This is a genomic window from Geosporobacter ferrireducens, from assembly GCF_001750685.1.
In the GTDB taxonomy this organism is placed as follows: Bacteria; Bacillota; Clostridia; order Peptostreptococcales; family Thermotaleaceae; genus Geosporobacter; species Geosporobacter ferrireducens.
Window position 1 is genome coordinate 5,667,728 of the sequence record NZ_CP017269.1, and the last position, 15,420, is coordinate 5,683,147.

Genomic DNA, 15,420 nt, shown 5'->3' on the forward strand with positions numbered 1-15,420 from the left:
ATACATGCAGAAAAAAGATTTTTATTTTGATTTGCCCCCAGAACTAATTGCACAAACACCACTTCAAAATAGGGATGCGTCTAGGCTAATGCTCTTGAATAAACGTACAGGGGAGATAGAACATAGACATTTTAAAGAGATTATAAAGTTTTTAAATCCAGGGGATTGCCTTGTATTAAACAATACACGGGTTATTCCTGCAAGACTTTTCGGGGTTCGTGAAAATAGCGGAGCACAAATTGAATTTCTTTTATTGAAACGGATTCATGATAATCAATGGGAAACCTTAGTCAAACCAGGAAAAAGAGCCAAAATTGGCGACACAATCATTTTCGGTGAAGGTCTTTTAAAGGCAAAGATCATCGCATTGGCGGAAGAAGGAGCACGGGTTGTCGAATTCGAATATTCAGGTATCTTTGAAGAAATTTTAGATCAATTGGGTACGATGCCGTTGCCTCACTATATAAAAGAAAGTTTGGCGGATAAGGAACGTTATCAAACCGTTTATGCGAAGCACGAGGGGTCGGCGGCAGCACCTACAGCTGGCCTTCATTTTACTCAGGAGCTATTGCAGGCTATTCAAGAAAAAGGTGTTGAGATTGCTTTTGTTACCCTGCACGTGGGACTAGGAACATTTCGCCCGGTAAAGGCGGATAATATTTTAGATCACAAGATGCACGGAGAGTATTATGTCATGACGGAAGAAACTGCAGAGAAGATTAATAAAACAAAGGAAAATGGCGGGAGAGTCATCGCTGTTGGTACAACCTCTATAAGAACATTAGAGAGTATTGCCAATGATTATGGTTCGATTAGGCCTTGCTCTGGCTGGACGGAAATTTTCATTTACCCTGGTTATTCTTTTAAAGTTGTTGACTGTTTAATAACGAATTTTCATTTGCCTGAATCTACGTTGATTATGTTGGTCAGCGCGCTTAGTACAAGAGAAATCATTTTAAATGCATACAATGAAGCTGTTCAACAACAATATAGATTTTTCAGCTTTGGAGATGCAATGTTTATTTATTAGTTTTTAGGAGGATTGAACCCCAATGACGGTTACATATGAAAACATTAAAGTGTGTAAGCAAAGCGGTGCAAGGTTAGGCCGAGTGCATACACCCCATGGAACGATTGATACCCCTGTTTTTATGCCTGTTGGTACCCAGGCTACAGTAAAGGCAATGACAACAGAAGAATTAAAAGAAATAGAAGCTCAGATTATACTCAGCAATACCTATCATCTATATCTAAGACCCGGTCATAAACTGATAGAGAAGGCTGGAGGCTTGCATAAGTTTATGAACTGGGATAGAGCAATTCTAACAGATAGTGGAGGATTTCAAGTTTTTAGTCTTGGAGATCTAAGAAAAATTACAGAGGAAGGGGTAGAATTCCGTTCTCATTTGGATGGGTCTAAACATTTTATCAGCCCGGAAAAAGCCATTGAAATTCAGAACGCTTTGGGTTCTGATATCATTATGGCTTTTGACGAATGTGCACCCTATCCCGCTGAACATACCTATGTTAAAAATTCCTTAGAGAGAACCACCCGGTGGGCCAAGCGCTGTAAAGAAGCGCATCAAAAGCCAGATCAACAGGCACTATTTGGTATTATTCAAGGTGGAATGTATAAAGACCTGAGAGAACAAAGTGCAAATGAAATCATAGAACTGGATTTTCCCGGTTATGCAGTAGGGGGACTTAGTGTGGGAGAGCCTAAGCATTTGATGTATGAAGTCCTTGAATACACAACACCCTGGATGCCTGCAAATAAACCACGATACCTCATGGGTGTAGGAACACCGGACTGCCTTATTGAAGGTGTGATTCGCGGTATAGATATGTTTGATTGTGTTTTGCCTACTAGAATTGCAAGAAATGGTACAGCTATGACATCTGTAGGCAAAGTAGTCATAAAAAATGCGCAATACACAGAAGATTTTCTTCCGCTGGATCCAAATTGTGAATGCTATACCTGTAAAAATTATTCCAGAGCCTATTTGCGACATTTGTATAAAGCGCAAGAGATCCTCTCAGCAAGACTGGTAACCTATCATAATCTTCATTTTTTAATAGATCTTATGAAACAAATCAGAAAAGCGATAATGGAGGATCGTCTATTAGATTTCCGTAAGGAATTCTTCCAAAAGTATGGATACGAGGTTTAATTGTTTATTGAACAAATTCTTTAAAGGTTTAAAAGGAGTTATGAATTTTATGTTGAATATATACCAAGAACAATAGAGAGGGGGAGAATAAATGAATGCAGGTGCTTATTCACCAATTATCATGACAGCCATATTTATTGGTATATTTTATTTCTTAATTATCCGACCGCAGCAAAAACGGGATAAACAGGTTAAAGAAATGAGAAGTAATATAAAAGTTGGAGATCATATTGTTACAATTGGTGGAATCCACGGAAAGATTATAAAGATTAAGGAAGATGTATTGACAATTGAAGTTGGCGCAGATAAGACAAAACTTCAAATTTCAAGATGGGCAGTAGGTAACCTGAATAAGAACGAAACGATTGAATAAACAATTAACACATGGGGATGTAATCATACATCCCCATTATGCTGCTTTGGAACAATTGAAATAAATACAGGATACAGTAATAAATCCTTAACCGCCGCATAAATATGCTATAAAGAATGTTTGTGCGAGGTGAAGAAAATGAAATCAAATAAAACGCCTGAGACAGGTTGGTTGAATCCAATATGGGTATATCTAAAAGGTATTATTGCTGCATATCTTTTTTCAATCCTTATATTTTTAATTATGGCACTCATGATAACCTATACCAATATTTCTGAGTCTATATTACCGATTTTTACTTCAATTGTATTAGTCATTAGCATTATTATTAGCGGCACCTATACTGGAATCAAGCTAAAAAGAAAAGGATGGCTAAATGGTGCACTCACTGGATTAATTTATATTTTACTTCTTTTTATAATGAGCTGGATTTTTGTAGAAGGTTTTTCATTGGATCGTTGGACTATTTACAGAACAATAACCGCATTGGTCTCCGGTGGAATTGGCGGAATGATCGGTGTAAATATGAAATAAAGCTTTTACAAAAAAAATGTTTATGGTATAATTTACATTGAACGAATCTTAGAGGAGGTAGTATTATATGAAACATATAAAAACGCTAACGAATGCAACACTAAAAGATAGTGCTGCAAAGGGTGGATGTGGAGAGTGCCAAACTTCCTGTCAATCCGCTTGCAAGACTTCATGTACGGTAGCAAATCAAGAATGCGAAAATAAATAATACATACCAAAAGCAGTAATATGAATATATTACTGCTTTTTAGCGTATTTATTCATAATTTGAAGAAAGATAGCTGTAGATAAGAAAAAGGAGGTACTAAATGATTCATAAATTTGAAATGGATGGCACGAGAATCTTAATAGATGTAAATAGTGGTGCAGTTCATATTATTGATGAGATTGTATATAATCTTTTAGATTTTTATCAGAAAGAAGATAAGGATACGCTGCTGCAAATTTTTAAAAATCAATATGAGCAGCAAGAAATAATAGATGCATTGGATGAAATAAAGGCTTTAGAGACCGCCGGATTACTCTTTACACAGGATTCCTATGAGGCACACCCTTCCTTTCAGAATAGAAGGCCGGTAGTAAAAGCTTTATGTTTGCATATAGCCCATGACTGTAATATAAGCTGTAAATATTGTTTTGCTTCCCAAGGGGATTTCAAGGGTACTAGAAGTCTTATGAATGAGACTGTAGGGATGAAGGCAATTGACTTTCTCATAGAGCATTCTGGAAACAGAAGAAATTTGGAAATAGATTTTTTCGGTGGAGAACCTTTGATGAATTTGGAGGTTGTAAAGCGGATTGTTGACTATGGAAGAAGCAAAGAACAGTCTGCCAATAAACGTTTCCGGTTTACCCTCACCACAAACGGAATTCTATTGAATGAGGAGAATATGGCTTACATCAATGAACATATGGAAAATGTGGTTTTGAGCATAGACGGAAGAAAAGAAGTAAATGATAATATGAGAAAAACCCTAAAGGGGGACGGTACTTACGATATCATACTCCCCAAGCTTCAAAAGATGGCAGAGATGAGAAAAAACAAGAACTATTATGTAAGAGGCACATTTACAAGAGAGCACCTGGATTTTGCAAAAGATGTGCTTCATTTGGCTGAACTGGGTTTTCAAAACACTTCTGTAGAACCCGTAGTAACAGAAGCAGATAAACCCTATGCGATTCGACATGAAGATCTGCCGGAAATCTTTAGACAATATGAAATACTTGCTAAAGAATATGTAGAAAGGAAGAAAAACAATAGAGGATTTAACTTTTTTCACTTCATGATCGACCTAAATCAAGGTCCATGTGTTATTAAACGCGTATCTGGATGTGGTGCAGGTTCTGAATACTTAGCCATAACACCGGAGGGCGATATTTACCCCTGTCATCAGTTTGTTGGAAATGAGCATTTTAAAATGGGGAACATACTGGATGAGCAATTTAACCGCGAAGTGCAAACAGAATTTGGAAATGCTCACATTTATAATAAACCACAGTGCAGAGAATGCTGGGCTAAATTTTATTGTAGCGGCGGATGCCATGCCAATGCATACAATTTCTATCAAGATGTGAATCGCCCCTATGAAATCGGCTGTGAAATGGAAAAGAAAAGAATAGAATGTGCATTAATGATTCAAGCTAAATTACTATCAGAGGAGGATAATTAAATGATTATTGAATACCAGGGAATAAAGCCAAATATAGATGAAAGTTGTTATATATCAGAAAATGCGACGGTGATTGGCCGTGTAACGATGAAAAAAAATGCCAGCGTCTGGTATGGAACAGTTGTTCGCGGTGATGGCAACCATATAACCATCGGTGAAAATACAAACATCCAGGATAACTGTACAGTTCACATTAATTCAAACATGCCTACGAATATTGGGGACCATGTAACGGTTGGTCATAATGCAATTATCCATGCCTGCAATATCGGCAATTATGTCTTAGTAGGAATGGGGGCCATTGTACTGGATGGTGCGGAAATTGGCGATCATGTAATCATTGGCTCAGGTTCCCTAGTCCCTCCTGGCAAAAAAATTCCATCCAACTCTCTTGTTATGGGTTCCCCTGCTAAGATCGTTAGAGAGCTTACTGAGGAAGACCGAGAGAAGCTTAAGGCTTCAGCATTAAATTATGTAGAAATGGCTAATAATCATAAGCGGTAGGATATATGTGAATTAGACTAGGTATTTATATATATTGGAATATATATTTGATTGACGCACTTTACAGCTAACGGTATAATAGCTTTATGAAAAGAATAAGGAGGTTCAGAAACAATGAAGATAAAAAATGCAATCATTCTTTTACTCATTGTAGCAATAATAGGTGCTGGAGCCTTTATCGGCATCAATGGAATTCAAATAGGTGACACTCAAATCAGTCCTGTACGCGATATGATGAAACTGGGTCTTGATCTAAAGGGCGGTGTATTTGTTGTATTGGAAGCAGAAACTGATGCAACAGGAGATGAATTAAACAGAATCATGGTACAAACTCTCGGAGTAATCGAAAGAAGAGTAAATGCCATGGGTCTTACTGAGCCCAACATCGTTCGTGAAGGGGATAAAAGAATTAGAGTAGAGCTTCCTGGAGCAAAGAATGCACAAGAAGCTATTGATATGATTGGAAAAACTGCTCAGCTTCAATTTGTTAAAACAAATGGAGATGTTATTCTAAGTGGAGATCAGGTTAAAAATGCTGAAGTTGTATTTGAAAGCAATAAAGGAAATGTTCCTTCAGTATCTCTAGAATTTAATAGTGAAGGTGCGAGAGCATTTCAAGCTGCAACAAAAGAAGTTTCAGCTGCTACAGATATCAATGACAGAATTATAGCCATTATTTTAGATGAGCAAATCATTTCCGCCCCTGAGGTTAGAGAAGAGATTCCAAACGGCAGGGCTGTCATCACCGGTAATTTTACAATTGACGAAGCATCTAACCTGGCTGCTTTGATTAGAGGGGGAGCACTGCCTGTTAATCTCACAGAGGTGCAAACCTCAGCGATAGGTCCTACGTTAGGACTGGATTCACTAAACAAGAGTATTGACGCAGCCAAAATTGGTATTGCTTTGGTGCTACTATTCATGTTGATCTATTATAGAGTACCTGGTTTAATCGCAAGCATTGCGTTATTGTTGTATATATTAATTGTTTTATATGTATTTATAGGATTTGGTGCAACCCTTACATTGCCGGGTGTAGCAGGTCTGATATTATCCATTGGTATGGCAGTAGATGCAAATGTAATCATATTTGAAAGGCTGAAAGAAGAGCTTAGAAATGGGAAGTCTTTGAGAGCCGCAGTAGATTCAGGCTTCGCAAGAGCGTTAACAACAATTCTCGACGCCAACATTACCACAATGATAGCAGGTATTGTATTGTTTCAGTTCGGTTCCGGTCCTATCAAAGGATTTGCAGTAACCTTGATGATCGGTATAGGCGTGAGTATGTTTACAGCGGTAGTCATTACAAAAATGTTATTAAAGCTGTTCATTAATATTAATATCTTTAAAAATACGAAATTGTATGGGGCATAGAAAGGAGCGATAGTATATGATGATTATGAATAAAACCAAGCTATGGTTCGGCCTTTCTATTGCCATTATTGCAATTGGCTTAATAATGGGAATGATGAACGGCCTTAATATGGGAATTGACTTTACTGGCGGAACAATGATGCAGTTCAATTTAGGACAGGAAGTAAAGGTTGATGAAATCAAAGATGTTATCGCAGATTTTGCCCTAGATGCAGATATCATCCATGCAGGTCAGGCAAAAAATGAAATTATCATCAAGACAAAAGCAGATCTTAATAACGATCAAAGACAAGAAATTTTCAATGCCTTTAAAGAAAGGTATAATTTGGAGGATGAGGATTTTTTACAAGCGGAGCAATTTGGTCCGGCGATTGGGGAAGAGATTCGAAATAGAGCACTATTATCTATTGCTATTGCTGCTTTAGGAATGTTGGCTTATATCACATTCCGTTTCGAATTCAAATTCGGGGTTGCTGCCATTATTGCATTGCTTCATGATATATTTATTGTGTTATCTGTATATGCCATCTTTAGAATTCCTGTAAACAGTTCTTTTGTAGCAGCAATTCTAACAATTGTAGGATATTCCATCAATGATACGATTGTTGTATTCGATAGAATCCGAGAAAATGTAAAATTTATGAAAAAGGCTACTTTTGAAGAAATTGCAGATTTAAGTATTAATCAGACGATTGTACGTTCTATCAACACTTCTTTTACTACTTTATTATCAATTATCATGCTTTATATTCTGGGTGTAGATGCAATCCGCCAATTTGCTCTTCCCCTGATTGCGGGTATCGCTACAGGTACCTATTCATCTATTTTTATTGCTAGTCCAGTATGGACACTATGGAAGAATTGGGAGAAAAAAAGAAATCGCTATAACGCTGTTTAAGTAACATGTTTTAAAGCTTATATTTCATGTAAGAAAATGGTAATACTATTAAATAGTGTATTACCATTTTCTTTTATTTTTTGCAGAGTTGGTGTTTATATTGAAAAGAAAAATTTTACCGGGTTATCGACATTTAAAACGATATAAAAAAATAGCAGACATTATGGTTAAATATGGGTTCGGTTACTTTGTGGAAAGACTATATCATAAAGGGCTGGTGCCCAATTGGATCGTAGAGATGAAGCGTGTTAATACTTCGCTTACTGCAGGACAACGGCTTCGAATGGCCTTAGAGGAATTAGGGCCTACATTTGTTAAGCTGGGACAGATTCTAAGTACGCGGCCGGATATTGTATCTGAAGAAGTTATTTCTGAACTTTCCAAGCTGCAAGACCACGCATCAAAAATCCCCTTTTCTCTAGTTGAGAAGTCTATAAGCAGCGGATTGGGAATGAATATAACGGCGGATTTTCACTACTTTTCCTCTGAACCAACTGCAGCTGCTTCCATAGGACAAGTTCACTGTGCAAAGCTGTATTCCGGGGAAGATGTTGTATTGAAAATTCAAAGACCCAATATTAAAGGAGTAATTGCTAAAGATATTGATATTTTACTGCAGATGGCTACTTTATTTGATGAATTTTATCCGGGTGAAATGCCTTTCAAAGTAGTAGAAGTCGTTCATGAATTCTCCAACTCCATCAATCGTGAGCTTGACTACACGATAGAAGCAAGAAATACAGAAAAATTCAGAGAAAACTTTCAAGGTCATGCCAATGTATTAATCCCTAAAGTATATTGGGAATATACTTCAAAAACAATTCTTACCCTTGAAAGGATCGATGGGGTGAAAGTGGCGGATACTGAAACCTTAAAAATGAAAGGCTGGGATATAAAAGAAATCGGAGATTTGATTGCTACTTCCTTTATGAAACAGGTTTTTATTCACGGATTGTTCCATGGCGATCCACATCCCGGAAATATATTTGTAGTAAATGAGAAGAAGATTGCTTTTATAGATTTTGGAATCGTAGGTTATCTAGATAAAGAGACGATGAATTTTATAGCAGATTTGTTCATTGCAGGAGCAAAAAAAGATATCGATAAAATTGTTACCCTATTAGTAGAGATCGATGCACTTACTGAGGACACAAATATCAGAAGATTGAAGGAAGATATCTCTTTTGTTCTAAATCTATATTACAACACTCCGCTAAAACGATTAAATATGAGTGAAGCAGTTTCGGCCCTTATGCAGATTGCATATCATAATAGGGTGAAATTGCCGCTGCAGTTTACAATACTGGCAAAAGCAGTGATTACCTTAGAGGGCTGCGTTAAAATGCTAAATCCAGATTTTAGTGTTTCAAATATTGCAAGCCAATTTATTGGGGAGATTTCTGCTTACCGCTTCAATCCAAAGAAGATTCTCTATGAGGGAATTGATTATGCTGATGACTTATTTTCATCCTTGAAGAATTTTCCCAGATATTTAAAAAGTCTTTTACACAAATTAGAGCGGAATGAAATTAAAATTATTGTAGATCAGATTGGTGTACAAAAACTAGCATGCTCACTGCAGGAAGCGGGAAATCGCCTCTCTATCAGTCTATTAATCGCAGCGTTAATGCTTTCTTCATCTCATCTCATTACAAGCACTTCAAGTTTTCGTTATATTTTACAGATGAATCAAATTGGATTGATCGGATATAGTGCAGCATTAACGCTAGTAATTCTCTTTTTCATCTATGTACACCGCAGTAAAATCAATAAGAATAAATAAAGCCAGCTTGCAGGATAATTAGAAAATTTGAAGAATTAATACATACTATTGAATACATGGAAAATATGTCATATAATGAATTGTATCTATTTCGACATATATATAATATTTAGAAAAGCTTTGTATAATTTTAAAATCATTGTGGTAAGGATAAGTAAAAAATATAATTTTGTCAAGTACTGAGATTTTTTTGGTACTTGTAGAAAACGGAGGGAATATAAATGGATTTAAAAGATAAAATTAGAGTGATACCTGATTTTCCTGAGAAAGGTATACGATTTAAGGATATAACGACTTTATTAAATGATGGCGAAGCTTTTCATTATACAATAGATCAGTTTGTAAAGGAAGTTGAAGATAAGGATTTTGATCTGGTTATTGGACCAGAATCAAGAGGTTTTATCGTAGGGACTCCGTTAGCTTATGCATTGAAAAAAGGATTTGTACCCGTGAGAAAACCGAATAAGCTGCCTGGTGAGACCATACGTTATGAATATAAGTTGGAGTACGGAAGTGATTCTTTAGAAATACATAGGGATGCGATAAAACCCGGACAAAAGGTTATTATTGCAGACGATCTATTGGCAACTGGCGGAACAATTTATTCAACAATAAAATTAATTGAAGAACTTGGTGGAATTATCGTAGGTGTTCTTTTTTTAATAGAGCTAACATACTTAGAAGGCAGACAACGCCTTGAAGGATACGATGTAAGGTCATTGGTAAAGTATTAAAGTGGTTGGTTACCCAACCACTTATTCTTTCTATTTTGACAAATATGTGTATTGTATACTGTTTTTTTTAATTCTTTTGTTATATAATATATTTAATATTTTTAAGACTATATAATTTTACATCAAGTAGTAATAATAGGGTGATAATATGTTAGAGAACTTGCTGGCGCAAATACAACAATATAATCCAAACAGTGATTTGAGCCTGATAATAAAGGCATACAACTTCGCTGAAAGTGCTCATGAAGGCCAGATTAGAAAATCAGGTGAAAAATACTTTGTTCACCCTGTTGAGGTGGCAAGGATTCTTACTGAGCTGGAAATGGATGATTCTACAATTGTAGCAGGACTGCTGCATGATGTGATTGAAGATACAAAATACAGCTATGACCAAATTAAAAAAGAATTTAGTGAGGAAGTAGCAGTTCTTGTAGAAGGTGTTACCAAACTGGGGAACTTCACCTATGAGACAAAAGAAGAAAGGCAGGCTGAGAGCCTGCGAAAAATGTTTATTGCCATGGCTAAGGATATACGTGTAATTATCATAAAGCTTGCAGACCGTCTCCATAACATGAGAACCCTAAAATATATGAACGAGAATAAGAAAAAAGAAAAAGCCATGGAAACCATTGAGATTTATGCTCCTATTGCCCATCGTTTGGGAATATCAAAAATAAAATGGGAATTGGAAGACTTGTCCCTTCGATACATTGATCCTGACGGCTACTATGAATTAGTAGAAAAAGTAGCCAAAAAAAGACGTGAGCGGGAAGATTATATTAATCAAGTAATAAAACAATTAAAAGAAGCATTATACAGTGTAAATATTGAATTTGAACTTAGCGGTCGTCCTAAGCATTTTTACAGTATTTATCGAAAAATGGTTTACCAGCATAAATCCTTTGAAGAGATATTTGACCTAACAGCTATACGGATTATTGTAGATAGCATAAAGGACTGTTATGGTGTATTGGGTATCGTTCATACTATGTGGAAGCCGATTCCCGGAAGATTTAAAGACTATATTGCAATGCCAAAACCCAATATGTATCAATCCCTTCATACTACAGTAATCGGCCCTAAGGGTGAACCTTTTGAGATACAGATTCGAACAAGAGAAATGCATCGGATTGCAGAATATGGTATTGCTGCCCATTGGAAATACAAAGAAGGCCGCAGTGCCGAAGAGGATATGGATGACAAACTTAACTGGCTCCGTCAGCTATTGGAGTGGCAAAGAGACCTTAGCGATCCTAGAGAGTTTATGGAATCTTTAAAAATAGATTTATTTACGAATGAGGTTTTTGTATTCACACCTAAGGGCGATGTGGTGGACCTGCCTGCAGGCTCTACACCTGTAGATTTTGCTTATAAAATTCACTCTGCCATCGGAAATAGCTGTATAGGTGCCAAAGTAGACGGCCGAATTGTACCCTTAGATTATAAACTTAAAAATGGCAATATCGTCGAAGTTTTAACTTCAAGTCATAGTAATGGTCCAAGCAGAGATTGGCTGAAGTTCGTAAAGAGTACACAAGCTAAAAATAGGATTCGTCAGTGGTTTAAAAAGGAAAGAAAAGAAGAAAATACTGAAAAGGGAAAAGAAATGCTTGAGAAAGAGGCACGGAGAAGTGGTTATGATGTTCAAGCATTGCTAAAACCTCAGTGGTTAAGTCAATTAACGAAAAAATTCAATTTAAATACGATTGATGATCTTTATGCTGCCATTGGTTATGGCGGCATTATGATGAACCAAGTTATACCAAAGCTCAAAGAAATGTATAAATTGGCTCAAAAAGAGGAGAAATCCGGGGAAGATCTCATCAGTTCCCATTCAAAGCAGTATAAACCCCGACAAGAAAACAAAGGAAATCAGGGAGTAAAGGTTAAGGGAATTGACAATATATTGGTACGTTTTTCAAAATGTTGCAATCCTGTTCCTGGAGATGAAATTATTGGTTTTATTACAAGAGGCCGTGGTGTTTCTATTCATAGAAAAGACTGCCCCAATATGGCTGATGATTACGAATCCTTAGACCGTTTCATTGAAGTAGAGTGGGATGAGGGCCGTCAAATTTCTTATCAAACTGAAATACAGATCATCGCATCGGACCGAAAGGGTTTATTATCAGAAATAACAAATGTATTATCGGAAACAAAGCTGACGGTTACAGCGATCAATGCAAGAACCAACAAAGAGAGAATCGCTATTATCAATTTAACCATTGAGATTACGAATATAGCGCAGTTAGATAGACTAATGAATAAAATTAAAACCATGCAGGGCGTTATGGATGTGTATCGAGTCACTTCCTAAGCAAGCACGAGGAGGAATAAGATGCGGGCAGTTGTGCAGAGAGTTACCCAAGCCGCTGTTGTAGTGGATGGGAAACGGGTTGGAGAAATACAAAAAGGTTTTTTAGTATTGCTTGGGGTAGAAGAATCTGACGACCTCAAGGATGTAGAGTATATGACAGATAAAATTACAAATTTAAGAGTTTTTGAGGATGAAAATGATAAGATGAATTTATCATTAATAGATATTCAGGGAGAGCTATTGGTAGTCTCCCAGTTCACATTGCTAGGGGATTGTCGCAAGGGCAGAAGACCAAGCTTTAGCAGCGCAGCTAGACCTGAACAGGCAAATCAGCTATACCTGCTTTTTGTTGAACAGTGTAGGGCAAAGGGAATAAAGGTAGAAACTGGAGTTTTTCAAGCCCATATGGAAGTAAGCCTATGTAATGATGGTCCTGTCACTATGCTTGTTGATAGCCAGAGAAATTTTTAGGAGGAGATATCATTGTTGATTGAGCGGATACCGGCAGGAATATATGCTGCAAATTGTTACGTTATAACCTGTGAGGAAACTGGCAAAGCCGCTATTATCGATCCGGGCGGGGATGCAAAAGATATTTTAAAATTTATTGAGGAGCAGCAACTGGAACTTTCTTTTATATTGCTTACCCATGGGCACGGGGATCATATCGGAGGGATTGCAGATATCCTTACAGCAAAGAAGGTACCTGTTTTGATTCATAGAGAAGATGCATATCTTTTAAAGGATGCAGAAAAAAACCTATCTAGTTTCATGAGCGGGCCAAAAATTGAAATAGAAGCAGATCGTTTATTAGAGGATCAAGAGATTATCGAATTAGGGAATCTTAAATTAAAAGTACTTCACACACCTGGACATACGCTTGGAAGTACATGTGTTTTTGTTGAAGATGTAGTATTCACCGGGGACACCTTGTTTGCAAACTCTATCGGCAGAACAGACTTGGAAGGTGGTTCTTTTAAGAGTATTATCCAATCCATTCTATTAAAATTGTTTGTGTTGCCTGATGAAACAAAGGTTATGCCCGGACATGGACCTGCTTCAACGATAAGTATCGAAAAACTGACAAATCCATTTGTAAATCAGTAGGAAAATGCATAGCCCTCTCTGTAACGGGTCAAAATAACAAAAGATATATCTTTAGGAGGGCTGATTTTCATATGGATAAAAAGATTGGATACTATTTAGGCAGAAAAAACATGAATCAATTTGTGGACATTGACTTTCATGATTTTATCGACATGGTTCAATCGGGATTAGCAGATGAAGAAATTGCTAGAGAATTAGGAATCAGCGGAAACTATGTAAAGAAGCTAAAAAATGAAATGACAATCCGTTATTAGTATAGGGTGATTAAAATGATAAAAGTTTTATTACAGGGCCATGATTATCAATATGAGGTATTGGAATTGCTGAAAATTTTTATGAAACCTACGGATATTGATTTTATTGACTGTGAAGCTTTGGTAGACTACCAAAGCTTTTTGTTAGTAAATGAACTGTATGAAAAAGAAAGGCAAATCCAAATTCACTCAACCATAAGAAAAAATAATGAAATACTGCGCCAAGACATCAGAAGCATAGAAAAGAAAGACCTCGATGCAATAAATCTAAATAGAGAGATTAAAAAATCTATAAAATTGAGCATTTATGAAGTGATTAGTTATACATATGGAAAATTCTCGGAATGGGGAATCCTAACAGGCATCAGACCTACGAAAATTGTACATGAGCTTATGGATCATAATCATACAACTATAGAGATTGATCATATCCTTAAAGATAGATATAAAATAAATGAAGAAAAGCGTAAATTGTTATTGGATGTTGCAGTTGTTGAAAGACCTTTTATTGTTAACAATAAAAGTGATCAAGTCAGTCTATATATCAGCATTCCTTTTTGCCCAACGCGATGTGTATACTGCTCATTTCCATCTAACCCTTTAAACCAAGGGCATAAACCTATCGCCCGGTACATGGAGGCTTTGCTCTATGAGATTGTAGAAGTAACAGCATTATTAAAAGACTTTGGTAAGAAAATAGAAACACTATACATTGGAGGCGGAACACCAACCTCTCTGAATGCAGTTAACATAAATAAAATTATGTCAACCATCAGTAAAAACATAGACCTTACAACATTAAAAGAGTTTACAGTAGAAGCCGGCAGACCTGATACCATTGATCGAGAAAAGCTGGAGATTTTGAAATCCTATGGCGTAAACCGAATAAGCATCAATCCACAAACAATGAATACGCAAACACTCCAGCAAATTGGCCGCGATCATTCACCAAAAGAAATTACTGAAGCTTTTTGGCTGGCAAAAGAAATAGGCTTCAAAACAATAAACATGGACGTTATTGTTGGTTTACCGGGAGAAGGCTGTACAGAGGTTGCAGATACTATGAAGGCCTTAGAGGAATTATCTCCTGAAAACATTACTGTCCATACCCTTGCAATAAAGCGGGCATCTAACCTAAGAGAGAAGCTGAATGACTATCAGTTGGCTATGGAAAAACAAGCGAAAGATATGTTAAAAATAACAAAAGAGTATACCTATAAAATGGGAATGATCCCCTATTATTTATATAGACAAAAATTCATGGTGGGAAATTTAGAGAATACAGGTTATTGCAAACCAGGCCATGAATGCATCTACAATATTCAGATCATGGAAGAAAGACAAAGCATACTGGCGATGGGAGCGGGAGCAATTTCTAAAATTGTATATCCTGAAGAAAACCGGCTAGAAAGAGTACCGAATCTAACAAATGTTGATCAATATATACAAAGAGTGAAGGAAATGGTCGAAAGAAAGAGAAAAGAATTGATGAATTCATAAGCCATATATTGACAGATAACATAGGCTACATTATAATATAAGAAAATTAGGTAAAGAAATGCAATGAGAAGGAAGAGTAGGAATAGTTCAATTTTCAGCGATTCGGGAAATGGTGAGAGCCCGATAATGATGGCTATTTCGAAGACACCTTTAAGCAGGCTGTCTGAATGTACAGTAGGACGGCACGCATACCGGCGTTAA

16 protein-coding genes and 1 other annotated feature (1 of these 17 running past the window's edge) are annotated in these 15,420 nt (G+C 36.6%); all 16 genes read left to right on the plus strand.

Annotation, left to right across the window (positions count from 1 at the left end; all coding sequences use genetic code 11):
• Positions 1-4 precede the first annotated feature (4 nt).
• The 16 genes from queA to hemZ all read left to right on the plus strand — a co-directional run bounded on the left by queA (position 5) and on the right by hemZ (position 15,219).
• Complete coding sequence (gene queA, locus Gferi_RS26620; RefSeq protein ID WP_069981124.1) at positions 5-1,030, plus strand: tRNA preQ1(34) S-adenosylmethionine ribosyltransferase-isomerase QueA; 1,026 nt, start codon at positions 5-7, stop codon at positions 1,028-1,030.
• A gap of 22 nt (positions 1,031-1,052) precedes the next feature.
• Positions 1,053-2,171, plus strand: a complete 1,119-nt coding sequence (gene tgt, locus Gferi_RS26625; protein ID WP_069981125.1) for a tRNA guanosine(34) transglycosylase Tgt — start codon at positions 1,053-1,055, stop codon at positions 2,169-2,171.
• Positions 2,172-2,262: 91 nt separating this feature from the next.
• Positions 2,263-2,544, plus strand: a complete 282-nt coding sequence (gene yajC, locus Gferi_RS26630; protein WP_069981126.1) for a preprotein translocase subunit YajC — start codon at positions 2,263-2,265, stop codon at positions 2,542-2,544.
• Positions 2,545-2,682: 138 nt separating this feature from the next.
• On the plus strand, positions 2,683-3,078 hold the full coding sequence (locus Gferi_RS26635; RefSeq protein WP_069981127.1) for a TIGR04086 family membrane protein: 396 nt from the start codon (positions 2,683-2,685) through the stop codon (positions 3,076-3,078).
• 67 nt (positions 3,079-3,145) lie between these two features.
• Positions 3,146-3,286 carry a six-cysteine ranthipeptide SCIFF gene (gene scfA, locus Gferi_RS26640; RefSeq protein ID WP_069981128.1) on the plus strand — a complete coding sequence of 47 codons (141 nt, stop codon included), beginning with the start codon at positions 3,146-3,148 and terminating at the stop codon, positions 3,284-3,286.
• A gap of 100 nt (positions 3,287-3,386) precedes the next feature.
• The gene (scfB, locus tag Gferi_RS26645) at positions 3,387-4,748 is read left to right on the plus strand and encodes a thioether cross-link-forming SCIFF peptide maturase (RefSeq protein WP_069981129.1); all 1,362 of its coding nucleotides are present in this window, start codon (positions 3,387-3,389) and stop codon (positions 4,746-4,748) included.
• Positions 4,749-5,252: a gamma carbonic anhydrase family protein gene (locus Gferi_RS26650; RefSeq protein WP_069981130.1), complete on the plus strand. Its 504-nt coding sequence runs from the start codon at positions 4,749-4,751 to the stop codon at positions 5,250-5,252.
• 114 nt (positions 5,253-5,366) lie between these two features.
• On the plus strand, positions 5,367-6,626 hold the full coding sequence (gene secD / locus Gferi_RS28570) for a protein translocase subunit SecD (RefSeq protein WP_069981131.1): 1,260 nt from the start codon (positions 5,367-5,369) through the stop codon (positions 6,624-6,626).
• 16 nt (positions 6,627-6,642) lie between these two features.
• Positions 6,643-7,524 (plus strand): protein translocase subunit SecF, encoded by an 882-nt coding sequence (gene secF, locus Gferi_RS28575; protein ID WP_069981132.1) that lies wholly within the window; start codon positions 6,643-6,645, stop codon positions 7,522-7,524.
• Positions 7,525-7,624: 100 nt separating this feature from the next.
• Positions 7,625-9,307 carry an ABC1 kinase family protein gene (locus tag Gferi_RS26665; protein WP_083273786.1) on the plus strand — a complete coding sequence of 561 codons (1,683 nt, stop codon included), beginning with the start codon at positions 7,625-7,627 and terminating at the stop codon, positions 9,305-9,307.
• A 221-nt stretch (positions 9,308-9,528) separates the two neighbouring features.
• Positions 9,529-10,041, plus strand: a complete 513-nt coding sequence (locus Gferi_RS26670) for an adenine phosphoribosyltransferase (RefSeq protein ID WP_069981133.1) — start codon at positions 9,529-9,531, stop codon at positions 10,039-10,041.
• A gap of 148 nt (positions 10,042-10,189) precedes the next feature.
• On the plus strand, positions 10,190-12,358 hold the full coding sequence (locus tag Gferi_RS26675) for a RelA/SpoT family protein (protein WP_069981134.1): 2,169 nt from the start codon (positions 10,190-10,192) through the stop codon (positions 12,356-12,358).
• Between the two features lie 21 nt (positions 12,359-12,379).
• Positions 12,380-12,829 (plus strand): D-aminoacyl-tRNA deacylase, encoded by a 450-nt coding sequence (gene dtd / locus Gferi_RS26680; protein ID WP_069981135.1) that lies wholly within the window; start codon positions 12,380-12,382, stop codon positions 12,827-12,829.
• A gap of 12 nt (positions 12,830-12,841) precedes the next feature.
• On the plus strand, positions 12,842-13,465 hold the full coding sequence (locus Gferi_RS26685) for an MBL fold metallo-hydrolase (protein WP_069981136.1): 624 nt from the start codon (positions 12,842-12,844) through the stop codon (positions 13,463-13,465).
• A 71-nt stretch (positions 13,466-13,536) separates the two neighbouring features.
• Positions 13,537-13,719, plus strand: a complete 183-nt coding sequence (locus Gferi_RS26690) for a hypothetical protein (RefSeq protein ID WP_069981137.1) — start codon at positions 13,537-13,539, stop codon at positions 13,717-13,719.
• A 15-nt stretch (positions 13,720-13,734) separates the two neighbouring features.
• Positions 13,735-15,219 (plus strand): coproporphyrinogen dehydrogenase HemZ, encoded by a 1,485-nt coding sequence (gene hemZ / locus Gferi_RS26695; RefSeq protein ID WP_069981138.1) that lies wholly within the window; start codon positions 13,735-13,737, stop codon positions 15,217-15,219.
• A 54-nt stretch (positions 15,220-15,273) separates the two neighbouring features.
• Positions 15,274-15,420 (plus strand) — a binding site (T-box leader); it runs 63 nt beyond the window's last position.

Bases quoted from the DNA above. Each gene is read 5' to 3' on its own strand.
- queA (WP_069981124.1), top strand. From the start codon at position 5: ATGCAGAAAAAAGATTTTTATTTTGATTTGCCCCCAGAACTAATTGCA.
- tgt (WP_069981125.1), top strand. From the start codon at position 1,053: ATGACGGTTACATATGAAAACATTAAAGTGTGTAAGCAAAGCGGTGCA.
- yajC (WP_069981126.1), top strand. From the start codon at position 2,263: ATGAATGCAGGTGCTTATTCACCAATTATCATGACAGCCATATTTATT.
- Gferi_RS26635 (WP_069981127.1), top strand. From the start codon at position 2,683: ATGAAATCAAATAAAACGCCTGAGACAGGTTGGTTGAATCCAATATGG.
- scfA (WP_069981128.1), top strand. From the start codon at position 3,146: ATGAAACATATAAAAACGCTAACGAATGCAACACTAAAAGATAGTGCT.
- scfB (WP_069981129.1), top strand. From the start codon at position 3,387: ATGATTCATAAATTTGAAATGGATGGCACGAGAATCTTAATAGATGTA.
- Gferi_RS26650 (WP_069981130.1), top strand. From the start codon at position 4,749: ATGATTATTGAATACCAGGGAATAAAGCCAAATATAGATGAAAGTTGT.
- secD (WP_069981131.1), top strand. From the start codon at position 5,367: ATGAAGATAAAAAATGCAATCATTCTTTTACTCATTGTAGCAATAATA.
- secF (WP_069981132.1), top strand. From the start codon at position 6,643: ATGATGATTATGAATAAAACCAAGCTATGGTTCGGCCTTTCTATTGCC.
- Gferi_RS26670 (WP_069981133.1), top strand. From the start codon at position 9,529: ATGGATTTAAAAGATAAAATTAGAGTGATACCTGATTTTCCTGAGAAA.
- Gferi_RS26675 (WP_069981134.1), top strand. From the start codon at position 10,190: ATGTTAGAGAACTTGCTGGCGCAAATACAACAATATAATCCAAACAGT.
- dtd (WP_069981135.1), top strand. From the start codon at position 12,380: ATGCGGGCAGTTGTGCAGAGAGTTACCCAAGCCGCTGTTGTAGTGGAT.
- Gferi_RS26690 (WP_069981137.1), top strand. From the start codon at position 13,537: ATGGATAAAAAGATTGGATACTATTTAGGCAGAAAAAACATGAATCAA.
- hemZ (WP_069981138.1), top strand. From the start codon at position 13,735: ATGATAAAAGTTTTATTACAGGGCCATGATTATCAATATGAGGTATTG.